Raw genomic sequence first — 26,454 nt, 5'->3', positions numbered from 1 at the left:
GCTCCATCACTTATCATAGAATGTCTATTTACAGACTTTATTTCACAGACTCTTATTTTTAGATATTTCATCTGTCTACTTGACAGGGAGCATATCACATTTTAGTACTGTCGGATTTTTCTATATTAAACTATCTAAAACTTTACCGGATAATAAAAACCATGGCTTTATCAACCACAGTTTTATTTATTGCATTCAATTTATGTATACTAATTACTCTTTTATATAACCTATGCTTTAGGATGTGCCCTATCATAAGCTTCCCTTATCTGCCTGTTTTCAGCATTCAAATACATATGGGTTGTTGACACATCTGAATGTCCAAGCATAACCTGTACAGACTTTAATGCTGCACCATTATTAATTAAATGCGTTGCAAATGTATGTCTTAACACATGCGGAGTGATTTCCATATCTATTTCCGCTTTATTACCATACTGTTTTATAATTTTCCAAAAGCCCTGTCTGCTCATTGTTTTTCCTGAGCAATTAAGGAACAGGCAATCACTTTCATTATCGCCAAGCAAATAATCTCTTCCATTTCTCAGATACATTACTAATGCTTTTTTTGCATCGCTACCAAATGGAATCATTCTTTCTTTTGTTCTGTCATGACAAACTACATATTCTAACTCAAGATTAACATCTTTTAATTCTAATGTGATAATCTCTGTAACTCTCATTCCTGTAGCATAAAGTAATTCTAGCATTGCTTTATCTCTCAATTCTTTTGGAGTATCTCCACTAGGTGCACTTAAAAGTGCATCAACCTGATTTAAAGTCAATACATTAGGTGCATGTTTTTCTATTTTAGGAGCTACTAATTTTAAGGCATAGTTTTTCTCGACCAATCCCTCGTTAAACAGATAGTTAAAAAAGGATTTTATACTTACTATTGATCTTGTTATAGTAGATGATTTACGTCCTAATTTATGCAAACATTCAACATATCCAACTAAATCACTCTCATTTATCTGTTTAAAATCATCTATTCCTTTATTTTCTAAATAATCCACAAGTTTCTTCAAATCTCTTCTGTATGATAATTCAGTATTTTCAGAAATATCTTTTTCTTTATGCAATTTTATTATAAATTTTTCAATTTCCAAATGCATATTCCGTCTCCTAATTCATCCTAAAACAACATCACACAAAAGATTTTATAGTCGCATATTATGTGTCATTTTATAGTCGATTACTATTAATTATATATTTCTTTTACGATAAAATCAAACACATTTTTGCATCTATTTACATTCAAAATTATATAAATATATTATTTTTGCAATAAATACACTATATATCGTTTGATTCATTTTTAATCAACTACATATTGGTCAAAATATTTTATTAAAAAAATATAATTTTAAATATAAATGCAATAAAGGAACTAAGAATTCCTATAAATCCTATATTTATGAAAAGGAGATTTCCCATAATAACGCATTTATATTTTATGTTTGTTTTTGTTTGTTGTTCATAATTAATCATATATTTTTCGATAAAAAGAACATAAAGCAATTGAAGACTTTTTTCCAATATATATATAAATACTGATACTATGAAAATAAACCCAGGTCTTTTCAACAACATACATAACTGAATCATAAAAGTTAAACCAACATAAACAATATATATATCTATAAAATATTTTCTATATTTCGTTATTCCAATAAAATTTAGAAATATCATTTTTTTCATTTCGTAATATATAGTAAAAAAAATCATACTATCTAATTTTATTTGAACAAACTTTCTATCTATCAACAAACTTTCACAATATTTATTTACAAAATAAGAATCTGTCCATAAATACCTAAACATCATAAATCCTATAATATTTCCGAGTATAAATGCACAGATTCTAAATTTAGTTTTTGAGAACTGCCATCTTACCATATAATCACTCTTCATTAAAGTGTATTATATAATATGCAATTACATTTATTTTATCACTTATTACAACAATACTTATTATAATATGTTAAAATTGCCGAAACAGTTTTGGCATCGTTAATTTCATTTTTCATAATCTTTTCTAATAATTCCTCTACAGAATATATTTCTAATGTAATATCTTCGTCTTCATCGAAATTCTGCTGAGACACTTTTAAATTAAAAGCAACATATACATCTATTTTTTCCTGAGAATATGCTATTGCAGGAATTAATGTCTGTAAAAATTCGATTTTTTCAGATGTATAACCTGTTTCCTCTTCAAGTTCACGGGCTGCACATACTTTAGTAGGTTCATTTGCTCCATCTAAACCTCCTGCCGGAATTTCCAATGAAAACTTGTCTACTGCATTTCTCCACTGTCTCACCATAATTATTCTTCCATCATTCGTTACAGGAATAATTGCTGCAGCACCTTTATGTTTTATCAAATCCCATTTCACAGTATGATTCTTCGGTGTAATAATTGTATCCTTACAAAAATCAATTATGGCACCTTTATAAACAATTTCTCTATTTATTCTATTAAACTCCTTCATATATTTCTCCACTCCATATTTCAAAAATCAAATAGACATTTATAAAAAACGACAAATTATTTTATATTTTCACACTTATCAAAACAAGCTTCTGTTGCTTTCATAATTGCACTTCTAAATCCATTATCTTCTAAAACCTTAACAGCATCTATTGTTGTTCCTGCCGGCGAACAAACCATATCTTTTAAGATTCCCGGATGTGCCTTTGTTTCTAAAACCATCTTTGCTGAGCCGTAAACTGTCTGAGCTGCAAATTCATATGCATCCTGTCTGCTCATACCACATCTTACTGCTCCATCTGCAAGTGCTTCAATAAACATAAATACATATGCTGGTGAACTTCCACTAGCACATGTAACTGCACTCATAAGTTTTTCATTAACAATTTTCATCTTACCAATTGCTTTAAATATCTTTTCAATAATATGTTTTTCCTCCAGATTAAATTCTGTAGGATTATAAGCAACTCCTGTCATACCTTCACCAACTAACGCCGGAGTATTGGGCATTGCTCTAACAATTCTTGCATCAAATCCAATTCTGTCTTTCAATTGTTTAATTGTAATTCCCGGTGCGATGGAAATAACAACATTTTCTTTTTCTATTTCATCTGCTATATCTTTTAAGACATCATTATAAAACTGAGGTTTAACCGCAAGTATTAAATATTTAACACTACGTACAACATGTACATTAGAATCAAGATAATCAACTTTAGTTTCATTAGAAACCTGCTTCATTCTATCTACATTTACATCATAAAATACAATATCCTGTACATCAAATTCACGTAAAGCACCCTTTAACATTGCATATCCCATATTACCCATTCCGATAAATCCAATTTTAGCCATATATATTTACCTCCAACATCTTTTCTGTAAAAGTATATCATAATAAAAAAAAAGTGCAATTAACTTGCACTTTTTTATAATTTTATAAAGTATTATTTCGTATAGCCGAATGATTATGTAATTAAAATCTATTTAGCATAATCTGTTACTCTGCTTTCACGAATTACATTAACTTTAATCTGACCAGGATATTCTAACTCAGCTTCTATCTGTTTAGAAATATCTCTTGCCATGAGTACCATATCAGCATCAGATACTTTCTCAGGTACTACCATAACTCGAATCTCTCTTCCTGCCTGAATAGCAAAAGACTTCTCAACTCCTTCAAATGAGTCCGTAATATCTTCTAACTGTTTTAATCTGTTTGTGTATGTTTCAAGTGTTTCTCTTCTAGCACCCGGTCTTGACGCTGAAATCGCATCAGCTGCCTGAACTACACAGGCAATAAGGCTTTCAGGTTCAACATCACCATGATGTGCTTCAACTGCATTAATTACAATTGCAGATTCTTTGTATTTTCTACAAATATCAACACCTAACTGAATATGTGTTCCTTCCATATCGTGGTCAACAGATTTACCTATATCATGTAATAAACCTGCTCTCTTAGCAACTCGAACATCTAATCCGATTTCAGCTGCTATCAACCCTGATAAATGAGCAACTTCAATTGAATGCTTTAAGGCATTCTGTCCATAACTTGTTCTGAACTTCATTCTTCCTAAGAGTTTTATAAGTTCAGGATGTAATCCATGTACTCCAACTTCTAAGGATGCTGCTTCACCCTCTTCTCTAATCATTGTTTCAACTTCTTTTTGAGCTTTCTCAACCATCTCTTCGATTCTGGCCGGATGAATACGTCCATCTACAATCAGCTTTTCAAGTGCAATTCTTGCAACTTCTCTTCTAATTGGATCAAAACTTGAAAGAATTACTGCTTCAGGTGTATCGTCTATAATCAAATCAACACCAGTGAGAGTTTCTATTGTCCTAATATTTCTTCCCTCTCTACCAATAATTCTACCTTTCATTTCATCATTAGGAAGATTTACAACTGAAATTGTAGTTTCTGAAACATGATCTGTTGAACATTTTTGAATTGCATTAACAATTATGTCCTTAGCTCTCTTTTCAGATTCTTCCTTTACTCTTGCTTCATTTTCCTTGATTAATTTCGCTGTTTCATGTTTTACTTCTTCTTCAACAGTTTTCAATAAATAATCTTTTGCTTGTTCGGAGGTTAATCCAGAGATTCTTTCTAATTCCTGTACACGCTGCTCATTAAGTGATTCAACTTTAGCTTTCATAACAGCTAACTCTTCCTCTTTAACCTTAAGTGCAGCTTCTTTCTTTTCATAGCTATCCATCTTTTTATCAATGGTTTCTTCTTTGTTAAGAACTCTTTTTTCGTAACGTTGAATCTCAGCTCTGCGTTCTCTTACTTCCTTGTCTAACTCATTCTTTGTCTTGAGATTTTCTTCCTTTGCTTCTAATAAAGCTTCTTTCTTCTTAGATTCTGCTGTTTTAATTGCCTCATCTATGATTTCTCTTGCTTTGCTTTCAGCATTTCCAATCTTCTTTTCACTTACATTCTTTCTATATAACGAAGTGATAACTGAGGAAATAATAGAGAATACAACTGCGACTGCAACTACTATAATAGCCACTAATTCTGGTTTCACAGGAGCACCTCCTTATTAAATTTTCATTGTACAAACACAACAAATTAATTTTACTCCCAAATCAATGTTATGTCAAGTAAAAAGGGGTACTTATCCTGTCACATATACCATCATTTCTTACTACATATTGTATAAATATTAATTGAACAAACTAACATTTGTGCATTACCATTCCGTATCATAGTTGGTGTACTTAAATAGTGCTTCCTGTATTTCTCCATAAGAAAATCCTTTTCCTAACAGATATCTGCACATCTTGTTATACTGTGTTTTATCATTCAAATCATATTTTTTTATAATCTTTTCTATTAATTTATTTAATGCCTCTTCATTAGATAAATCCATTTCTAAAAGAACTTTACTGACATTTTCCTTATTAACTCCTTTTTTATATAATTCAAGTTCTATTTGTTTTATACTTTTCGAATTTTGTTTAGAGGATATATAGAGTTTCGCATATCGTATATCATCTACATAACCATATTTCTTTAAAAATTCAATTGCATTATTTATTATATCTTCCGGGTAATCACCTAATTTTAACTTATCTCTTATCTGTTTTTCTGTCTTATCCATATCTTTTAATAAAAATAATGAGCGCTCACGCGCTCTCTTATTTAAGATATTATACATTTCATTATAAGACTCATTCGAAAACTGAGAATCTGCTTTTATTCCCAGTTTTCGAACTTCTCCTTTATATAATTGAACTACGATATCGTCATCGATTATAATTCTACATTTCTTTCCTATATCTTTTATTTCAGTAATATAGTGCATGTTATTCCTCTACCTTACCATTATCCTGCTTTTCTGATTCACTTTCCTCATCATGTGAAGAAAAATGTTCACGAACTTTCTTTTCTATTTCGTTCATAGCAGCTTCATGTTCTCTTAGATATATCTTGGCATTTTCTCTACCCTGACCAATCTTCTCACCATTATATGCATACCATGCGCCACTCTTTACAATAACTCCAATTTTAGATGCTAAATCTAAAATATCTCCTTCTTTAGATATTCCTTTACCAAACATAATATCAAACTCAGCTTCTTTAAACGGAGGAGCTACTTTGTTCTTAACAATCTTTACTTTAGCACGGTTTCCAATCATCTCTCCACCTGCTTTTAATGTTTCAACTCTTCTAACATCAAGTCTTACAGATGAATAGAATTTCAATGCTCTACCACCTGTTGTGGTTTCCGGATTACCAAACATAACCCCAACTTTTTCTCTTAACTGGTTAATGAAAATAACAGAACAATTCGTCTTATTTATAACACCTGTTAATTTTCTTAATGCCTGTGACATAAGTCTTGCCTGAAGTGCTACATGTGTATCACCCATCTCGCCATCAATTTCAGCTTTAGGAACTAATGCCGCAACTGAATCAACAACAATTATATCAACTGCTCCTGAACGAACCATTGTATCGGCAATTTCTAATGCCTGTTCACCAAAATCAGGCTGTGAAATATATAAATTATCTATATCAACACCAATATTCTTAGCATAAACCGGATCAAGTGCATGTTCAGCATCAATAAACCCTGCAACTCCGCCCTGTTTCTGTACTTCAGCAATCATATGTAATGCAACCGTTGTCTTACCACTTGATTCAGGGCCATATATTTCAATAATTCTTCCCTTAGGAATCCCTCCAATTCCAAGTGCTATATCAAGGCTTAATGAACCTGTAGGTGTTGAATCTACATTCATCTGCGCCCTTGAATCCCCAAGTTTCATAATTGATCCTTTACCATGATCTTTCTCAATCTTAGCAATCGCTGCATCGAGTGCTTTTAATTTATCTTCTTTATTCATTTCGTTCCCTTTCTGTTCGAACTTATGTTCGTTATGTTATTATCTTATTATAACATTGAACCAATGTCAACCTTTTTTTATTACGGACGCTATTATAATATCACATTTTATATTTAAATTGCAATATTAAATTTATTGTTTAAATATTTTTATTAAAACTTTATCGTCACAATCAGCATTTTAAATATATATTACAGACAATTAACAATTTAAGTATATATTTGAATAGTTACAAACCAATCCTAATCAAACCATAAGATTAGTCTCTCCAATGCATGACAACTAACGATTCCATCTTCAAACATTCGTCCGGATACAATTAAAGCCGTATGAAAATTATGTTGCATTCTATCGCACTAATTACTCATACGGCTTATTTATATATTTATTTTTAGATTTATTTTTTATCATAAATTATCAAAAATAATAATTGCATAATGACATCAAAAGCAAACTTAATCCTAATATTTCAAAATATTATTATTTTACTTAGTTTCAAGCAATTTTTCAATTGCTGCAATTTTTGTACAAACAATCAATATTTTACTTGCATCGATCAATTCTTCAGGTGAAGGATATGATGGTGCAATTCTAATATTGCTATCTTTAGGATCTATTCCATATGGGAAAGGTGCTCCTGCCCCTGTGAGAACCATTCCTGCTTCTTTGCACATATTTACTACTTTCTTTGCACAGCCTTCCATAACATCAAAAGATATGAAATATCCACCATTTGGCTTTGTCCATGTAGCAATTCCATATCCATCTAATTCAGCATCAAGCATTTTCAATACTGCTTCAAACTTTGGTCTTAATTTAGCTGCATGTTTAGCCATATGTTTTTTTACACCTTCAGCATTCTTGAAATATTTTACATGACGAAGCTGATTCATTTTATCAAATCCGATTGTCTGTACTGACATTCTCTTCTTAATTTCATCAACATTTGCTACAGATGAAGCTATCGCAGCTATCCCTGAACCTGGGAATGTAACTTTCGATGTTGATGCAAATTCGTACACCATATCTTCATTTCCTGCTTTTTTACATTCATCAATAATATTTAATATAGTATCCTGTTTTTCTTCTTCATCGTATAAATGATGAATAGCATATGCATTATCCCAGAAAATTCTAAAGTCTTTAGCTGCCGGTTTAAGTGCTGCCATTCTTTTTACAACTTCATCTGAATAAGACAATCCTGTTGGATTTTCATATTTTGGTACACACCAAATACCTTTTATAGATGCATCTTTAGAAACTAATTCTTCAATCATATCCATATCAGGTCCATCTTCTTTAAGTGGAATATTTATCATTTCAATACCGAAATGTTCTGTAATACCAAAATGTCTGTCATATCCAGGCACCGGACATAACCATTTTACTTTATCTAATTTACACCAAGGAGTTTCACCCATAATTCCATGTGTATATGCTCTCGAAATTGCATCATACATTAAATTAAGACTTGCATTTCCGCCAATAATAACATTTTCCGGATTACACTCCATAATATCAGCCATCATTTTTTTAGCTTCCGGAATTCCGTCTAAAACACCATAATTTCTGCAATCGAAACCGTTTGATGCCTTTAAATCACTTTCTGAATTAAATACATCTAACATATCCATTGACAAATCTAATTGGTCAGGTCCCGGTTTTCCTCTTGACATATCCAAACTAATTCCGGATTCCTTAATCTTATTGTACTCTTTGTAAAGTCCTTCTAATTCTTCCTGCAATTTTTCTTTGCTATATTCATTATAAAACATTAGTGGGCCTCCTATCCTTTTTTCGTCTATAAGATTCTATAATAAAATTAAGTATTATTCAATCATTTTTTATAATATTTTGTTTTGTATAGCATTTACTTAACTTTTTAAAGTCATTTTATTTAAGGCAATTTCCAAAATTTTATCTGCAGCCTGAGTACGTACTTCATATCTATCTCCTTTAAATATATGCTTTTCACAGGAAACTTCTCCATTATAATAGCATCCAAAATAAACTAACCCTACAGGTTTATCAGGTGTTCCTCCTCCCGGTCCCGCAATTCCGGTTGTGGATAATCCAAGCTGGGCATTTGCTGCTTTTGCGCATCCAATTGCCATTTCCATTGCACATTCTTTACTTACAGCTCCTTCATTGTCCAAAATTTCTTTACTTACCCCTAATAATTTTGCTTTTGATTTATTAGCATAAGTTACATATCCTTCGTCAAATACTTCAGATGCTCCTGAAACATTTACAATCTTTCCAGCCACTAAGCCTCCTGTACATGATTCTGCTGTAGAAACTTTTTCGTTTCTATCTAATAACATTTTAACTAATCTTTCCTCTAAATTCATTTTATTCCATCCATTTCAATTATCTTATATATTAATTGAATACTCCTTTCTCCCGGTCAGTTGTGGGATTTTATTATTAGCATACTGCATTAAAACCAGCCAAATATATTTATATAAAAACATAGATGCCTACTTAAGCAGACACCTATCCTTTTATTTTTACTTAATTTATTTTAAGCTTAATGCCTGACTATTTCAGACAACGTATATTTGTTGTACATATAAATATTTTTAAAATATTACCCCTTTAGTACATCTACATTCTTATATACATAATCTACCATTGAAATAATCGTGAGAGCTAATGATATATATATTAAAGCAGTTCCTATAACTCCCATAAATGTATAAGGCAAATCAATAATTAATACAATAATCATAATCATTTGGAATGTTGTTTTAAATTTACCCCACCAACCTGCAGCAAGAACAACTCCTTTATCTGCAGCAAGTGTTCTAAATCCACTGATAAATAATTCTCTACTGATAATTATAATTACAATCCATACTGGAATTTTACTTTCTGATAAACAAATTAAAGCAGCGCTTACCAACAATTTATCTGCTAATGGATCCATAAATTTCCCAAAATTTGTAACAAGATTGTATTTTCTTGCAATCTTTCCATCAAGTAAGTCTGTTAAACTTGCAACAATAAATATTCCAACAGCGATATATTTGTCTATACCTCCAAAAATATCAGCCAACATAAAACATACAAAAAACGGTATTAAAATCACCCTGAAAACCGTTAGTTTATTTGGTAAATTCATCTTTTTATCTCCTTCTCATCTATTTGTATTGAAGTTCACCTATCAAATCATAATCATTTGAGCCTGTAATTAATACATTTACAAAATCACCCGTCATTAATTCTTCATCGGTAATTACAAAAACATTACTGTCGACACCCGGTATGTCCATATATGTTCTTGCAATATATGCGTTTTCTCCTGAAATTTTTCCTTCAATATAAGCCTTCATAACCTTTCCAATCATTTTTTCAGAAAAATCAAAGGCAATTTCCTGTTGAAGTTCCATAATTTCATCTCTACGTTCTTCTTTAACTTCTTCCGGAATCTGATTTTCCATCTTTTCAGCAGGTGTTCCTTCTTCTTTTGAATATGTGAATACACCTAATCTTTCAAATTCCATTTCATCCACAAAATTCATAAGAATTTCATGATCCTTTTGTGTTTCTCCGGGAAATCCAGTAATTAAAGTTGTACGAAGTACTATGTCAGGTATTTCTTTTCTTAGTTTTGCAATAACATCCCTTAATTCCTGATTAGTTGTTCTTCGTCCCATCCGTTTTAATACATTATCACTTGCATGCTGAATAGGAATATCTAAGTAATTACATATCTTATCTTCACTTGCAATGGTATGAATCAATTCATCATATATTTCTTCCGGATAACAGTATAACACTCTAATCCATTCGATGTCTTCAATCTTGCATAATTCCTTTAATAAAATATGAAGTCTTTTTTCTCCATATATATCTTTTCCATACATTGTTGTTTCCTGGGCAACCAAAATCAACTCGCGTATGCCTGACTTAGCTAAATCTTTTGCTTCAGCAATTAAATCTTCCATTGGCACACTTCTATAGTCTCCTCTGATTTTTGGAATAATGCAATATGTGCAATGTTTATCACAACCTTCTGCAATTTTTAAATAAGCATATCTGTCTGTTCCAGCATTACCACGTGGTGCTTTTGTACCGGCTAATAGATTTATATTTTTAATATATTGCTTTTTTTCATTCTTATTAAAATAATCTTCTACTATAGTTACAATATCATCAATAGCCGTAGTACCAACAACAATGTCTATTTCAGGAATTTCATCTTTAATTTCTTCATGATATCTTTGCGCAAGGCATCCTGCTAAAACCAAAGCTTTACAATTTCCTTCTTCTTTCATTCTTGCCATATTAAATATTGTTTCAATGCTTTCTTCTTTTGCATCTTTAATAAAACTACAACTATTTATAATTATAATATCAGCCTCAGTTTCATCAGAAGTAAATTCATAACCTGCTTTTTCTAAAAGTCCTATCATGTGCTCTGAATCAACTAAGTTTTTATCACAACCTAATGAAATAAATAAGATTTTCATTTTATCTCCTACAAAACAAGAGACTTTTGTAAAATGAATCATTCTATATGTCATTCTACAAAAGCCTCCCTTATTTTCTAATTTTCGCTTTCGTCGTCTCCTAAGATTTTAATCTTAGATTTGTATAATTCTTCTACTGCGATAGAAAGTGGTTTCTTATCATCAGCATCATCAATAAGTGGTGCATCACCTGCAATTATCTGTCTTGCTCTCTTTGATGTAGCCATAACAATTGAATATCTGCTTTGTACTACCGGATGTTCACCTTCCTCAACGTCGCTGTTTGCTATTGCCATTAAATCTGAATATGATGGATGTAACATAATTTATTCTCCTTTCGAAAATTTTTTAATATCATTTTTAATTTCTTCAACTTCTTTTTTTGAAGCTGTTCCTGTTGTATCGTTATTCACAACTAAATTGATTTTTTCGACACAACCTTCTATTTCATCGTTAACAACGAAATATTCATAATTATCCATAAATATTGTTTCTTCAGCTGCTTTCATGAGTCTTTTATTTATTACTTCCATAGACTCTGTGTTTCTGCCGACCAAACGTTTTTTTAACTCCTCTGCACTTGGAGGAAGAATAAAAATCATCATTGCTTCAGGCATTATCTCTTTTACCTTCAAAGCGCCCTGAGTTTCAATTTCTAGAATAACATTAATGCCCTCATTTAACTTTTCATTAACAAATTCAAGCGGAGTACCATAATAATTGTCAACATACTGTGCATATTCTAACAATTTATTATTAGCTATCATATCTTCAAATTCTTCTTTACTAACAAAGAAATAATTTACCTTATCAACTTCTCCAACTCTTGGTTTTCTCGTTGTAGCTGAAATTGAAATTGTGTAATCATCGTATTTATCTATTAATTTATTAACTACAGTTCCTTTTCCAACACCTGAGAAACCTGAAATAATTAATAATTTACCCTGTTTACTCATTACTCTTACTCCAAATTCTGTATTTGTTCTCTAATCTTTTCGATTTCAGTCTTTAATTCGATTGCCACATCTGCAATTTCATGATTAGACGTCTTTGATAAAGTAGTATTAGCTTCTCTATTCATTTCCTGAGTAATAAAATCCAATTTTCTACCTATAGCTTTATTGCTATTAAGACTGTCTCTCATAGCCTTAATATGACTAAGCAGTCTTATTATCTCTTCGTCTACACATATCTTATCTGCATAAATTGTTACTTCCTGTGCAATTCGGCCTTCATCTATCTGATTATCCTCAAGTAATTCATGCAATCTTTCATTAATTTTTTCACGATATTCCGCAACAATTAAAGAGGACTTTTCCTGAATAAATAAAACATTTTTTTCTATATTGTCTAACTTATTCATTAAATCAGCTTTAAGTCTTTCGCCTTCTGCATTTCTTGCCTGAACCAACTTATCACATGCCTGTATCATTGCATCTTCAACAATGTGTAATAATTCATCCTCATCTTCACTCTGCTCCTCCATCATTATAACTTCAGGGCAACGTCCTAATTTAGATGTTGTTATATCATTGTCTATTCCTAACTCATCACTCATTTTCTTAAATATATTGTAATATTCAGCTGCAAGTTCAGAATTATACTTCAAGCAGACATTTCCTTCACCTGTGTTTTCATAAGTAATAAAAACATCTACTTTTCCTCTTTCAATCTTAGATTTTAATATTCTTCTAATATCTCCATCTAAATAATTTAATTTTTTTGGAAGTTTTATGCCTGCCTCAAGAAATCTATGATTAACTGATTTAATTTCAACAGTAACCTTTCTCTCTCCTACTGACACTTCACTTCTTCCAAATCCCGTCATACTACATAGCATATCATTCACCATTCATTTCTTTTTAAGCATACAATGCCATAATTCAACTTATTATAATTCATTTGAAATATTCAGTCAAGGTTGACTTGAAATTCATAAAATAATAAAATGAAAAATACATTATTATATTATCAGTAACTTTAAAATTTCGATATACGAAAGGAATTTCAAATTATGGCATTTGACGGAATAACTGTTGCTGCTTTGGCACAGGAATTTAAAAATAAATTTACAGATGGAAGACTGTATAAAATTGCCCAGACAGAAAATGACGAGCTCACATTAACTATTAAAAATGGCAAAGCTCAATACAAACTTTTAATTTCAGCTAATGCAAGCCTTCCATTAACATACATAACTGAAGAATCTAAACCTAGTCCAATGACAGCTCCTAACTTTTGTATGTTACTCAGAAAACATATAAATAATGGACGAATCATAAACATTACACAGCCGGGACTTGAACGAATCCTGGATTTTGAAATACAGCATTTAGATGATTTAGGAGACATAAGACAAAAGCATTTAATTGTCGAACTAATGGGCAAACACAGCAATATTATTTTCTGTGATGAAAATAATATGATATTAGACAGCATAAAACATGTATCAGCCGTTATGAGTTCTGTAAGACAGGTTCTCCCCGGAAAAGACTATTTCATTCCTGATACAATGGATAAATTTGACCCATTATCAGTTTCAAAAGAAGAATTCTTTAACACAGTATTCTCTAAACCGATTAATCTTTCAAAAGCAATTTACACTTCCTTTACCGGAATTAGTCCAACTATTGCTGAAAGCATATGTTATGCTGCAAAATTTGATTCATCAATTCCTGCAAACGTATTAGAACATGGGAATCAAAACTTAATCTGGATTCAATTTTATGAATTAATGAACAAAATTAAAAAAGGTGAATTTACACCTGTTATATATGAAAAAGATGATTTACCTGTAGATTTTTCAGCTGTACGTCTTTCTACTCATTCAGACTGTAATGAAATTATTTACGACGACATGAGTTCTTTGTTAAGGAACTATTATGCCAAGAAAAATTTGCATACACGTATGAGGCAAAAATCTTCTGACTTAAGGCGTGTCGTAACAAACGCATTAGAAAAAGACAGAAAAAAATTTGCTATTCAGGAAAAGCAAATGAAAGATACATTAAAAAAAGATAAATATAAAGTATATGGTGAATTACTTACAACTTATGGTTATTCAATTGAACCCGGCGCCAAGAAATTCGATACAATTAATTTTTATACTAATGAGCCAATATCAATTCCGCTTGACCCTACTATTTCACCAATTGAAAATGCGAAAAAATTCTTTGACAAATACGCAAAATTAAAACGTACTAATGAAGCATTATCAGATATTATTATAGAGACAAAAAAATCTATTGATTACCTTGAAACTGTCAGTGCTTCAATTGATATTGCTACAAGCGAAAATGACTTAAAAGCGATTAAGGATGAATTAATTCAGACCGGATATATTAAATTTAAGCGAACAGGAAAAAAAGAAAAAATAGTAAATAAGCCTTTACATTTCATTTCCTCTGATGGATTTCATATGTATGTTGGAAAAAACAACATTCAAAATGAAAACCTTACATTTAAAGTTGCAAACGGTAATGACTGGTGGTTCCATAGCAAAACCTTCCCGGGTTCTCACGTAATTGTCAAATGTGAGGGTAAGGAATTACCTGACGCTACATTTGAAGAGGCTGCAAGACTTGCTGCTCATTTTTCTAAGGGATGTAATCAGGATAAAGTCGAAATTGATTACATTCAAAGAAAACAGGTAAAAAAAGTTGCCGGTGCTATGCCAGGATTTGTTATTTACCATACAAACTATTCTATGGCAATCACTCCTGATATAACAGGTATACAGGAGATTATTTAATATGTACATTTTCCGCCATCAAAAAAGATGGCGGATTTTTTTAATTTGATAAATTTAATTTAAAACATGTTTTTATTAAAGTATTTTTACTACTTTATTTGTATACTAAATTAACTTTACTACTGAAATATAGATTTTACTGACTGAATTTCCTGTTCTGATGCCTGTGCTGCCGGAACATAATAATTCTTTGCTGTAGCAATTTGTGCTAACTGTTCCTGTGACATTTCACATTTATTTCTCATCTCTTTTAATGTCTGTTTTAATTCTTTATTTTCCGTCTGAGGAATCATATTCCCAAACTTCTCAATCTCAGAATTAATTCCTTCTAATGAATCAATAACCATATATTTTTCCTGCATTTTATTACTTCTCCTATCCTAAAAATTTCATTAATTTTTCTTTATTTTGTGTTGCTGAATTAACGCCATCTTCAAAAAATTTTTTTACTTCAGGATCAGTAGCTTCTTTTGCATAACATGACATCTTTTCACCACATGTTTCATATCCTGTAATTAAATGTCTTAAATTCTGTAAATCAAGTTCTGATAAATTACTCATATTGTACCTCCTAATTATCATTACCTAATTTAGTATTTCTTCTTTTAAATTATTTATTCGTAATTTTTTAACATCAAAAAATTTCCATAAAAACTTGGAGTCCTATGCTTGATATATGTGCAAAATTTTTTATAAATACTCGGATTCCTACACTTGACATAGGCCCAAAAAATTTCTATAAAAATCTGGATTTCCATGCTTAATAAAAAGCAAAAAATTTCTATAAACATTTGGACCACCCATGTTTTAAAAAAATCCAAAAAAAGAAAAGACTGCATAAGCAATCTTTCCTTCTATATCATATATATTCATTAATATCGTTTAAAACTTTTTTGAATATATTATCCTATTAAATTGTCATATAAATTCTTATACTTTTCCGCTGAAGTTTTCCATGAGAAATCGACTTTCATTCCTCTTTCTATAATCTTATTCCAATCTCTCTTTTTATCATAGAATACTTTTTCAGCATATCTTATTGTTCCTAACATCTCATGAGCATTGTAATTTGCAAATGAAAATCCTGTTCCTGTTCCCTCAAATTCATTATATGGTTCAACAGTATCTTTTAATCCACCTGTTTCTCTTACAATAGGTACTGTTCCATATCTTAAACTCATTAACTGACTTAATCCACATGGTTCAAATAATGAAGGCATAAGGAACGCATCACATGCTGCGTATATTTTATGAGACATTGCTTCAGAATAGTAAATATTTGCTGAAACTGACTGTCCGTATTTCCAATCAAAATGTCTGAACATATTTTCGTAACGGTCTTCACCTGTTCCAAGAACAACAAACTGAATTGCATCTGAACAAAGTTCATCCATTATGTATGCAACTAAATCCAAACCTTTCTGATCTGTCAAACGGCTTACTAAACCAATCATCATCTTCTTAGGGTCTACTTCTAATCCTAATTCTTTTTGTAAAGCAACTTTATTCTTTACTTTTTCTTTTCTGAAATTAGCTACACTGTAATTCTTTGCTATATTCTCATCTGTTTCCGGATTATATTCATCATAATCTATACCGTTAACAATACCTGACAGGCAATTAGACCTTGCTCTAAGCAAGCCGTCTAACCCTTCGCCATAGAAAGGCATCTTTATTTCTTCTGCATATGTATCACTTACTGTTGTAACCCAGTCTGCATATACTATTCCACCCTTTAAATAATTACCATTATCATAGTCTTTTAATTTATCCGATGTGAAATAATAATCTGATAGTCCTGCAATATCTTTAATTGTGTTAATATCCCAAACACCTTGGAATTTCAAGTTATGTATTGTCATAATTGACTTAATGCCTTGATAGAACTCGCTATACGCAAAACTATCTTTGAGATATACAGGTATAAGTCCTGTATGCCAGTCATGACAATGTATAATATCAGGTCTAAATCCAATAACAGGAAGTGCTGACAATACTGCTCTTGAGAAAAATGCAAATTTTTCGAGGTCATATCTTACATCTCCATAAGGCTTTGGTCCTGAGAAATAATATTCATTATCAATAAAGTAATATGTTACTCCATCAAGTTCCATCTGCAAAATTCCGACGTATTGACGTCTCCAACATAAGTCCATATAAAAATGGTCTACATACTGCATTTTGCTTTTCCATTTTTCATCAATGCACATATATTTTGGAATAATAACACGTACATCATATTCTTTTTTATCAAACCACTTAGGTAACGAACCTACTACATCTGCAAGCCCGCCAGTCTTAATGAAGGGTACAGATTCCGATGCCGCAAATAATATTTTCTTCATATCTAGAACCTCCTGTACATATAGATTTTCTCTTATTATCTAGTATATAGTATTTTGTGACTATTTTAAAGTACAACTATCTACATTTATATTCAATTCTTATCTTATCAGCAATTAATGCTATAAATTCTGAATTTGTCGGTTTACCTTTTTCTGCATTTATTGTATATCCGAACAATTCATCAATTGTATCCATTTTTCCTCTGTTCCATGCAACTTCAATGGCATGTCTTATTGCTCTTTCAACTCTACTTGGTGTAGTCTGGAATTTCTTTGCAATTGATGGGTAAAGAATTTTTGTTATGGAATTTAACATTTCATTATCGTTAACGGACATTATAATCGCTTCCCTCAAATACTGATACCCTTTAATATGCGCTGGAACTCCAACATCATGAATAATATTAGTAACGTCGCTTTCAATATTTCTCTCCATAAATTTCTGCATATCTTCAAGTGGAGCAATTATCTTTTTATTTTCTGGAATTTTTTTCCCGTTAATTCCTTTTGCACTTTTTACCCTGTCTACAATCATATCCATTTCAAAAGGCTTTAACATATAATATCCCGCTCCATAATTAAATGAATCCTGAATAACCGCTTCATTGCTTATTGCAGAAGTTATTATAAAAAAAGGCATCCTTATCATAGTTCCGTCTTTATGTATCTTATCCATCAAAGAAAGACCGTCCATTTTAGGCATAATCAAATCAAGTAATACTACATCAGGACTGGTCCCCTTAATCAAATCAAATGCTTCTTCTCCATTTTTTGCTCTGCCAATTACATTTATTTCATCATCTGAGCCTAAATACTCATCCATCATTTCAACCATTTTATCGTTATCATCTACTATTGCTACCCTAATCTTATCCATATATATTCTCCTAATACATTATTGTTTAGAATGACTTAATCACAGCGCCACGAATTATCTGTTCATTCAACAAGATAAATTATAATTAGTTATTAAACGCGATTCAACTTAAACAAATCGCAATATTCGACTGTATATGACATTGTGGTTTACATATCTGGATTTAATTTTTATATAACGATTATTTATGTCAATAAACGATAAACAAAATGTCGAAACAGGTTTACAAAAGTCAAAAACTTTATTCGTTTATATAGACTTCAAATTCCTCTTCATCCGCAATAAGTATTTTATATCCGCTGTGTAATACAACAGGTACCTTTGGTTTAAGTAAGATTCCATTTACCTTAGTTCCATTAGTTGAATCGTTGTCAGCAATAATATATTTTCCATCCTTATATACTAAAATAGTGTGAATTTTGGAAATATATGATTCGTTAATTTCAATATCCGTTCCCACTCTACCAATAGTAAACGGCCATTTATTAACTACATATCTTTCGCCATTGTGTACTAAAACAAAGTCATCAATTTCAGCCTTAACTTCTGTTTTTCTTATCGGATTATCATCAACTTTCTTTATTAATGGCATTGATTTTGTAAACGGATTTATAACCAATCCATCGATGTCATCTCTTTCATTCATAAGATTATAACATACTCTTGACTGAACTCTTATCAATGAAAAGTGTTCTGCATAATCATCCGGTATCTGATCAAAAGAAGTAAATATAGGTAACATTCTTTTTCTTTCAGAATCTTTAACTACATCTGTTTTCAGAATTACTTTTTCTAAAAATTCCCCATCTGTTTGAGCTTTCTTAAAATCAACATCTGCAGCTAATATTACTTCTGCACTCTGTAATAACTTAACAATGCTTTTTTTGTAAATTGCCTTATCAGTTTTTCTGTTATACTTCTTTAACAAGTCCTCCATTTCCTTAATTATTTCAAAATTACTCATTTCACTAATATTTTCTGATCGTCTTGAAGCCATTTGTCTCTCCTTTGTAATTTATACTTATGAATAATTATACCATATTTATGACAATTTATATTAAAAAAATGTTTTTTATTCAATGAAATTATTGAATCATGTTACTTATAAGGCTTCCATACCCTTGATGTGGGTCATTTATAAGCACATGAGTAACCGCACCTATTAGTTTATCGTTCTGAATAATTGGTGCTCCACTCATCCCCTGAATTATGCCATTTGTTTTACTTAAAAGTTTCTTGTCTACAACCTCAATCACGAGATTTTTGTTCTGATTTGCCCTCTTTCTAACTCTATTAATATTAATATCATACTCGTTATATCTACCATCCTTATAAATTATAATTTTTGCTTTTCCACATTTTACTTCATCTGTTTTAGCAACTGAAACCTCTTTAAATTTTTCTACATCAATTTTCTTTAAATCAACATTGCCAAACAATCCTGTTTCACAATTTTTTGTAATTGTACCAACCTTATTTTCTTCGTTATAATCTATGCTTCCACAAAATCCTCCCGGTTCTCCTATTTTTCCCTTTTTAATCCCCCATATATTTGCATAATAAAGATTTCCTGAAAATGAAGTAACCATATCTCCTGTATCTAAATCACTTATGCCGTGTCCTAATGCCCCAAAAATTCCATTTGAAGTAACAAAAGTAATAGTTCCTAATCCCTGTGTATCGTCTCTAACCCAAAGTCCAATTTTGTATATTCCATTTTTGTTCTTCACAGGTTTTACTTTTTCTGTTATTTCTTCATCATTTCTTTTTATAGTAAGTTCTATTGTTTCCCCATTGCTTTTTTCGACTAAATCAATTACTTCCTGTTTTGAATCTACTTTTTTTCCATTTACTTTTACAATATAATCGCCTTTTTTTACTTTATTTTTCAATGGTGTAACCTTGTTGCCATCTATGCTTTCAAAACCTGCATAATCTATAATCATTATTCCATCTGTGTGAAGATATAGACCTACAGGCATTCCACATGCATATATTTTAGTATCACTTCCATTTATCTGAGCGCTGGCACTTTTTACATCATACTCATAATTAATTCCACTATCGTAATCTTTTGAAGAATTGTAAGCTGCCGTAAGTTCCTTAGGAATATTTTTTTCTATATATTCTTTACCTGTTACAAACACCATAATCGACCCTATAATTATGGAAACTATCAGATATCTTTTATAAATTTTAGCTCTACGTGTATTTTTATTTATTTGTTTCATACTCATTTATCCTCCTATTCTCCTTCTTTTTAACAAATATAAGAAAGCCTTTATTTGTTACTTTCTGATTATTTTTTGTGATATACACCAATTCAGCATAAAATATACTTTATTATTATTTACACAAATAAAAAAAGAAGGAATATTTTATTCCTTCTTAGTTTATGTAGTAATATAACTTTAAAACTGACCTAATTTTGCACGTTCTGCCATTTCTTTCATTTCTGTAGCATGTTTTATAGCTGTCTCGGTAATTTCTCCTCCACTGCTAATTCTTACCAGCTCTTTTATCGAATCTTCTCTTGATAATCTATATATATTCGTTTCAGTTGACTCATCATCAGTATTTTTTTCAATTAGATAATGTGAATCTGCCATAGCCGCAATCTGAGCCAAATGCGAAATACAAATAACCTGATGTTCCTTACTTATGCCCATCAATTTATCCGCTACCATCTGTGCAGTTTTTCCACTAATTCCTGTATCAATTTCGTCAAAAATCATTGTATCAATTTCATCTTCACCGGCAAGTATTGATTTAATAGCAAGCATTATTCTTGACAACTCACCTCCGGAAGCGACCTTTGCTAAAGATTTTACTTCTTCTCCTGGATTTGTAGAAATTAAAAATTCAACTTCGTCCTGTCCATTAGCTGATACATTTTCTTTTTTCGATACATTAATTTTAAATTTAACAGATAAAAAATTCAAATCTTCAAGAGCCTTAACAACCGTTTCTTCAAGTTTTATAGCATATTTTTTACGAAGAGATGAAAGTTTATCACATAATACAACTAACTCGCTCATCTCTTTATCTAATTTTGTTTTTGTCTCTTCTCTCATCAAATTATAATTATTTAAACTATCCAAATATGCCTGCTTTTCACCTTTATAAGCTAATATTTTTTCAATTGACTGTCCATATTTTAATTTTAAATGATTAATAAGATTCAATCTTTCTTCAACTTCAGCAACTCTTTGAGGCTCATAATTTACTTCATCTATATAATCTGATATTTCTCTGGCAAGTCCTTTGCACATATCATCTATATCATATATCTGTTTTTGTAAATCCGATAATTTAGAATCTATATCTGATATTTCCGATAAATCATATCCAACACGACTTATACACTCACACACACCCTGATTACCTTCATATCCCATAATCTGATATGCATCCGAAAGCGAAGACATAATCTTTTCAGAACCTGATAATTTTTTAAACTCATTCTCTACTTCATCATCTTCACCTAAACTTAAATTGGCTGCTTCAATTTCATTAATTTCAAATTCGGCAAATTCACATTCTCTAAGCCTTTTTGTTTCGTCCATATCGAATTTGTCTAATTCTTTTTTAATTTCAATATATTGACTGTATTTGTCGGAAATAGTATTTTTTAGTTCTTTTACCTCTTCACCTGCATATTTATCTAAAATCTGAAGATGTGTATTTTTATAAAGTAAAGACTGATGATCATGCTGGCCATGTATGTCTATTAGTAAATCCATTACATTTTTTAAAGTTGTAAGGCTAACAGTTTCTCCATTTATTTTAGACACACTTCTACCATAGGTTATTTTTCTGGAAACCACTATTATATTTTCATCTTCCGGATAAACATCGTATTGTTCTAACTTTTCTTTCAATCTTGAATCAATGCAAAACGTTAATTCAACAAGTGCATATTCTGCACCTTTTCTAATAATGTCTTTTTCAACTTTTTTACCTAAAGCAATATTCACTGAACCAAGAATTAACGATTTTCCTGCTCCGGTTTCCCCTGTCAAAACTACAAGACCATTTGTAAAATCAACATCAACTTCTTTTATTAATGCTAAATTTTTTACATGTAAATTAAGTAACATATTTCCTCCTAGCCTGCACATCTCTCCAAATTCACAGGTTAATTAGCCATTATATAATAAAACTTTCTAAATGTTTTTTTACATTTTCAGTATCGTGTGCATCTCTTATCGCACACATAATTGTATCATCTCCAGCAATACATCCTGCAACTTCCTTCATATTAATTGCATCAATAGCAGCAGCTACAGCCATTGCCATCCCTGCAACAGTTCGTACTACCAAAAGATTTCCTGCACATGTCATGGAAAGTATTCCATCTTTTAAAACCCTTATATATTTGCTGTTAATAGTCATGTTTTTACTGTGAGGTAATACATATTTTTGTTTTCCACCATTAATAGATACCTTAGTAAGGTTAAGTTCTCTTATATCTCTTGAAACAGTTGCCTGCGTTACGGCATAACCCTCATCAACAAGACATTTTGCCAATTCTTCCTGTGTTTCAATGTCTTTTTCAGTTATTAACTCTACAATTTTTCGCTGTCTTTGAACTTTCACTATTTATCTCCCATTTTTTTCTTTACTGTCTGTAAAAAACTGCTATCATCAAGCTTCACTAATTTTGTTGAAACCTGTGACTTTTCAATTGCTATAACATCTCCTGATTCAACCTCAACTATATTATCTCCGTCAAAAGAAATTCTTCTAAATTCTCCTTTTGGGTTCTTACATGTACCTATTGTAACTTCTATCTTATCTTCATCTGATAACACTATACTTCTCTGTCCTATTGAGTGAGCACAAATTGGTGTAAGAATAATTAAATTTGAATTAGGTCTTGCAATAGGTCCTCCTGCCGATAAATTATAAGCCGTAGACCCTGTAGGTGTTGATAAAATTATGCCATCAGCCTGAAATTTACCAAGTAACTGATTATTTACATGAACATAAAAATCAGAAATTCTAATGTCTGCACCTCTATGAATTACAATATCATTTAATACAGATGCTGAATATATTTCTTTATCATTTCTTATTATTGTTCCCTTCAACATCATTCGTGATTCAATTTTAAAATCATCCATAAGCAATCTATATAATGCATCTTCTATATCTTCAACACTGACTTCTGCTAAAAAACCTAAAGTTCCTTTATTAATCCCCAAAAACACAATATCTTTTGACATTAAATCCTGTGCTGCCTGTAAAAGCGTTCCATCACCACCAATTGTAATGACACACTCAAGATTTTCAGGCATCTTATCCGGATTTGTGTAATTGTATTTTTCATCTGTTAAATCTGAATTTTCAGAAATAAAGCACGTTCCGCCTTTTTCAGTAATAAAGCCTTCGATTTTTTTTGATAAAACATAATCTTTATCTTTATTATTATTTGTAATTATGCAAAAATTTTTCATTTATTTACTCCAAATTTATTTGTCCAATTCCTTATGGGAATTTTCAACTACATCTTTAACGGTAATTTCGACATCTTCTTCATTTTCATTTAATTTTTTCTTTAAATACAATAAATATTCAATATTTCCTTCCGGTCCTTTTACAGGGGAAAAATCTAAATTTAAAATTTTAAAATTAATACTTTTTGCATACTCTATTACATTATTTATTACTTCGATATGTACATTTTTATCTCGAACAACACCTTTTTTCCCTACTTTTTCTCTTCCTGCTTCAAACTGAGGCTTTATTAAACATACTATTTCACCATCATCAGTTAAAAGCTCTCTTACAGGAAGTAAAACTTTTGTCAAAGATATAAATGATACATCTATCGATGCAAATTCTATGACATCATCTATATCATCTCTTGTAACATATCTGATATTTGTTTTATCCATGCATACAACTCTTTCATCCTGAACAAGTTTCCATGCAAGCTGACCATGTCCAACATCAACAGAATAAACTTTTACAGCCCCATTTTGAAGCATGCAGTCTGTAAAGCCACCTGTAGAAGCCCCTACATCCATACATATTTTTTTATCTAAAGTAACTCCAAACTTGTCCATTGCTTTTTCAAGTTTAAGTCCTCCACGGCTAACATATTTCAATGTTTTACCACGAACTTCAATATTAACTGTATCTTTAAAAAATGTACCGGCTTTATCTTCTCTTTCATTATCGACAAAAACAATTCCACTCATTATAATTGCCTTTGCCTTTTCTCTTGATTCTGCTAAACCTCTTTTAACTAATAAAACATCTAATCTTTCTTTCATTTTATGAAATTTAAAATCCTTTCACATATACTATCTGCATCTAACTGCAATTTTTTTCTCAATTCTTCTACAGTTCCCTGCTCTACAAATTCATCCTCTATAGCTAAATTCATAACATCATTTTTATAGTTTTTGTCAGCCATATAAGATATAACTGCTTCGCCATAACCACCATGTCTTATTCCTTCTTCTATAGTAACTATATATTTATATTTTTTAGCTATAGAATCTATCATTTCTTTATCAAACGGTTTTAAAAACAATGCATTAATGAGAGTTGGATTACATCCTTTATCATTAAGACTCTTTACTGCATTATACGTTTCTTCAATAATATTTCCAACCGCAATTATTGCAACGTGTTTTCCTTCTATTAACGTTTCGCTTTTGCCCATAACAAGTTCATTATTCAAATTTTCAAATACATTACTTGCTTTACCTCTCGAAAATCTAATTGCTATCGGTCCATTATATTTTTGAGCAAATTCCAATGCTTTTTCTAATTCTCTTCCATTTTTAGGAGCAATTATGGTCATGTTAGGAATATTTGAGAAAAATGATATATCAAATATACCCTGATGAGTTTCACCGTCTTTTCCAACCAACCCTGCTCTGTCGATAATGAATGTAACCGGTAAGTTTTGCAAACATACATCATGTATTATCTGATCATATGCCCTTTGATAAAACGATGAATAAATTGATATAAACGGTTTCTTGCCATTTGCTGCTAAACCGGCTGCAAAAGTAACAGCATGTTCTTCTGCTATTCCTACATCAAAAAATTTATCCGGATACTTATCACCAAATTTTTTCAAGCCTGTTCCATCCGGCATTGCAGCAGTTATTGCAACTATATTTTTATTTTCATTGCCTAATTCTAATATCTTATCTGAAAATATATCTGTATATGTTTTTACATTGCTCTCATTAATTTTTTCACCTGTTTTAACATCAAATGAATCAATTCCATGAAATTTAGTAGGATTATTTTCTGCCGGCAAATAGCCTTTTCCTTTTTTGGTAAGTACATGAATTAATACAGGATGTTCAATTTTTAATGCATCCTCTGTAATTCTAATTAGTTCATCTATATTATGTCCATCTACAGGTCCTATATAAGTTACACCCATATCGTCAAAAAATTTGGCATGTACAAAGAACTGTTTAAAGTTATCCTTAACCCTTTTTACTCCGGCACTTAAATTATCACCAATTTTTGGAATACCTTTAAGTAAATGTTCAACGTCAACTTTAAATTCATTATAATGTTCGCCAACTCGTATTTTATTTAAGTATTTTGACATTCCACCTACATTTTCAGCTATAGACATATTATTGTCATTTAAAACAATAACAAAATTTCTTTTTAATGCAGCAACATTATTTAAAGCCTCAAAAGCAAGTCCACCTGTAAGTGCACCGTCTCCGATTACAGCTACTACCTTGTCATCATTACCATTTAATTTATTTGCTGTTGCAATTCCTAATGCAGCTGAAATTGATGTCGAACTATGTCCTGTATCAAATGAATCCGCTTCACTTTCATTTCTCTTTGGAAATCCACTTAACCCTTCAAAGCATCTTAATGTAGTAAAATCATCTTTTCTGCCCGTAAGAATTTTATGTGTATATGCCTGATGTCCTACATCCCACACTATCTTATCCTTAGGAAGATTTAAAACAAGATGCAATGCCATCGTCAACTCTACTACTCCTAAATTAGAAGCTAAATGTCCACCTGTCTTACTTACATTTTCTACAAGAAAATTTCTTATCTCCTGAGCCAAAACCGGATACTTATCGTGTGGTATCTTTTTTATATCATTTATATTGTTTATTTCATCTAAGTATACATATTTGCTCATA

General features: G+C 30.9%; 26 protein-coding genes. 1 reads left to right on the top strand and 25 read right to left on the bottom strand.

The genetic code is table 11. The features are described from left to right. Window positions 1–230: 230 nt before the first annotated feature. The 14 genes from xerD to DWW96_RS09175 all read right to left on the bottom strand — a co-directional run bounded on the left by xerD (window position 231) and on the right by DWW96_RS09175 (window position 13,183). Window positions 231–1,115 carry a site-specific tyrosine recombinase XerD gene (gene xerD / locus DWW96_RS09240; RefSeq protein ID WP_117910200.1) on the bottom strand — a complete coding sequence of 295 codons (885 nt, stop codon included), beginning with the start codon at window positions 1,113–1,115 and terminating at the stop codon, window positions 231–233. Between the two features lie 235 nt (window positions 1,116–1,350). Continuing rightward, a complete protein-coding gene (locus DWW96_RS09235; RefSeq protein ID WP_117910199.1) occupies window positions 1,351–1,899 on the bottom strand; it encodes a hypothetical protein in 549 nt (182 codons plus the stop codon). 53 nt (window positions 1,900–1,952) lie between these two features. Further along, window positions 1,953–2,495 carry an NUDIX hydrolase gene (locus tag DWW96_RS09230; protein ID WP_117910198.1) on the bottom strand — a complete coding sequence of 181 codons (543 nt, stop codon included), beginning with the start codon at window positions 2,493–2,495 and terminating at the stop codon, window positions 1,953–1,955. A gap of 56 nt (window positions 2,496–2,551) precedes the next feature. Beyond that, a complete protein-coding gene (gene proC / locus DWW96_RS09225) occupies window positions 2,552–3,349 on the bottom strand; it encodes a pyrroline-5-carboxylate reductase (RefSeq protein WP_022089048.1) in 798 nt (265 codons plus the stop codon). Window positions 3,350–3,477: 128 nt separating this feature from the next. After that, the gene (gene rny / locus DWW96_RS09220; protein WP_243003058.1) at window positions 3,478–5,031 is read right to left on the bottom strand and encodes a ribonuclease Y; all 1,554 of its coding nucleotides are present in this window, start codon (window positions 5,029–5,031) and stop codon (window positions 3,478–3,480) included. 165 nt (window positions 5,032–5,196) lie between these two features. Next, entirely contained in the window at window positions 5,197–5,811 is a 615-nt protein-coding gene (locus DWW96_RS09215) for a regulatory protein RecX (RefSeq protein ID WP_022089046.1), read from the bottom strand. Window position 5,812: 1 nt separating this feature from the next. After that, window positions 5,813–6,856, bottom strand: a complete 1,044-nt coding sequence (recA, locus tag DWW96_RS09210) for a recombinase RecA (protein ID WP_022089045.1) — start codon at window positions 6,854–6,856, stop codon at window positions 5,813–5,815. Window positions 6,857–7,341: 485 nt separating this feature from the next. Beyond that, a complete protein-coding gene (locus DWW96_RS09205) occupies window positions 7,342–8,631 on the bottom strand; it encodes an aminotransferase (RefSeq protein WP_117910197.1) in 1,290 nt (429 codons plus the stop codon). A gap of 99 nt (window positions 8,632–8,730) precedes the next feature. Then, the gene (locus DWW96_RS09200; RefSeq protein ID WP_117910196.1) at window positions 8,731–9,207 is read right to left on the bottom strand and encodes a CinA family protein; all 477 of its coding nucleotides are present in this window, start codon (window positions 9,205–9,207) and stop codon (window positions 8,731–8,733) included. A gap of 239 nt (window positions 9,208–9,446) precedes the next feature. Continuing rightward, a complete protein-coding gene (gene pgsA, locus DWW96_RS09195) occupies window positions 9,447–9,980 on the bottom strand; it encodes a CDP-diacylglycerol--glycerol-3-phosphate 3-phosphatidyltransferase (RefSeq protein WP_117910195.1) in 534 nt (177 codons plus the stop codon). 19 nt (window positions 9,981–9,999) lie between these two features. After that, window positions 10,000–11,331, bottom strand: coding sequence for a 30S ribosomal protein S12 methylthiotransferase RimO (gene rimO, locus DWW96_RS09190; RefSeq protein WP_117910205.1), 1,332 nt, complete (start codon window positions 11,329–11,331; stop codon window positions 10,000–10,002). A gap of 77 nt (window positions 11,332–11,408) precedes the next feature. Then, window positions 11,409–11,654 carry a DNA-directed RNA polymerase subunit omega gene (gene rpoZ / locus DWW96_RS09185; RefSeq protein ID WP_022089040.1) on the bottom strand — a complete coding sequence of 82 codons (246 nt, stop codon included), beginning with the start codon at window positions 11,652–11,654 and terminating at the stop codon, window positions 11,409–11,411. Between the two features lie 3 nt (window positions 11,655–11,657). Continuing rightward, complete coding sequence (gmk, locus tag DWW96_RS09180; protein WP_022089039.1) at window positions 11,658–12,287, bottom strand: guanylate kinase; 630 nt, start codon at window positions 12,285–12,287, stop codon at window positions 11,658–11,660. A 5-nt stretch (window positions 12,288–12,292) separates the two neighbouring features. Continuing rightward, entirely contained in the window at window positions 12,293–13,183 is an 891-nt protein-coding gene (locus DWW96_RS09175) for a YicC/YloC family endoribonuclease (protein WP_243003057.1), read from the bottom strand. A gap of 162 nt (window positions 13,184–13,345) precedes the next feature. On the opposite strand from DWW96_RS09175, the gene DWW96_RS09170 reads away from it, so the two are divergent. After that, complete coding sequence (locus tag DWW96_RS09170; RefSeq protein ID WP_022089037.1) at window positions 13,346–15,082, top strand: NFACT RNA binding domain-containing protein; 1,737 nt, start codon at window positions 13,346–13,348, stop codon at window positions 15,080–15,082. Window positions 15,083–15,201: 119 nt separating this feature from the next. Here the strand turns inward: DWW96_RS09170 and DWW96_RS09165 are convergent, their stop codons facing one another. From DWW96_RS09165 to dxs, 11 genes are all read right to left on the bottom strand, one after another. Then, window positions 15,202–15,444 carry a spore coat protein gene (locus DWW96_RS09165; RefSeq protein WP_022089036.1) on the bottom strand — a complete coding sequence of 81 codons (243 nt, stop codon included), beginning with the start codon at window positions 15,442–15,444 and terminating at the stop codon, window positions 15,202–15,204. Between the two features lie 13 nt (window positions 15,445–15,457). After that, window positions 15,458–15,643 (bottom strand): hypothetical protein, encoded by a 186-nt coding sequence (locus tag DWW96_RS09160; protein ID WP_022089035.1) that lies wholly within the window; start codon window positions 15,641–15,643, stop codon window positions 15,458–15,460. A gap of 341 nt (window positions 15,644–15,984) precedes the next feature. Further along, the gene (gene glgA / locus DWW96_RS09150) at window positions 15,985–17,427 is read right to left on the bottom strand and encodes a glycogen synthase GlgA (protein ID WP_022089034.1); all 1,443 of its coding nucleotides are present in this window, start codon (window positions 17,425–17,427) and stop codon (window positions 15,985–15,987) included. Window positions 17,428–17,503: 76 nt separating this feature from the next. Next, complete coding sequence (gene spo0A, locus DWW96_RS09145) at window positions 17,504–18,304, bottom strand: sporulation transcription factor Spo0A (RefSeq protein WP_022089033.1); 801 nt, start codon at window positions 18,302–18,304, stop codon at window positions 17,504–17,506. 241 nt (window positions 18,305–18,545) lie between these two features. Next, on the bottom strand, window positions 18,546–19,301 hold the full coding sequence (locus DWW96_RS09140; protein ID WP_022089032.1) for an SseB family protein: 756 nt from the start codon (window positions 19,299–19,301) through the stop codon (window positions 18,546–18,548). A gap of 88 nt (window positions 19,302–19,389) precedes the next feature. Then, entirely contained in the window at window positions 19,390–20,535 is a 1,146-nt protein-coding gene (gene spoIVB, locus DWW96_RS09135) for a SpoIVB peptidase (RefSeq protein WP_022089031.1), read from the bottom strand. A 180-nt stretch (window positions 20,536–20,715) separates the two neighbouring features. Beyond that, entirely contained in the window at window positions 20,716–22,404 is a 1,689-nt protein-coding gene (recN, locus tag DWW96_RS09130) for a DNA repair protein RecN (RefSeq protein ID WP_022089030.1), read from the bottom strand. A gap of 49 nt (window positions 22,405–22,453) precedes the next feature. Then, complete coding sequence (gene argR / locus DWW96_RS09125; RefSeq protein WP_117910192.1) at window positions 22,454–22,903, bottom strand: arginine repressor; 450 nt, start codon at window positions 22,901–22,903, stop codon at window positions 22,454–22,456. After that, window positions 22,903–23,763, bottom strand: coding sequence for an NAD(+)/NADH kinase (locus tag DWW96_RS09120; RefSeq protein ID WP_022089028.1), 861 nt, complete (start codon window positions 23,761–23,763; stop codon window positions 22,903–22,905). The genes argR and DWW96_RS09120 overlap by 1 nt, the downstream gene beginning before the upstream one ends. Window positions 23,764–23,778: 15 nt before the next feature. After that, window positions 23,779–24,585, bottom strand: coding sequence for a TlyA family RNA methyltransferase (locus tag DWW96_RS09115; protein ID WP_022089027.1), 807 nt, complete (start codon window positions 24,583–24,585; stop codon window positions 23,779–23,781). Then, complete coding sequence (gene dxs, locus DWW96_RS09110) at window positions 24,582–26,453, bottom strand: 1-deoxy-D-xylulose-5-phosphate synthase (RefSeq protein ID WP_022089026.1); 1,872 nt, start codon at window positions 26,451–26,453, stop codon at window positions 24,582–24,584. The genes DWW96_RS09115 and dxs overlap by 4 nt, the downstream gene beginning before the upstream one ends. Window position 26,454 lies beyond the last annotated feature (1 nt).

It is taken from the genome of Eubacterium sp. AF17-7, from assembly GCF_003461285.1.
In the GTDB taxonomy this organism is placed as follows: Bacteria; Bacillota; Clostridia; order Lachnospirales; family Lachnospiraceae; genus Eubacterium_U; species Eubacterium_U album.
This window is presented reverse-complemented; position numbering and strand designations above follow the sequence as displayed.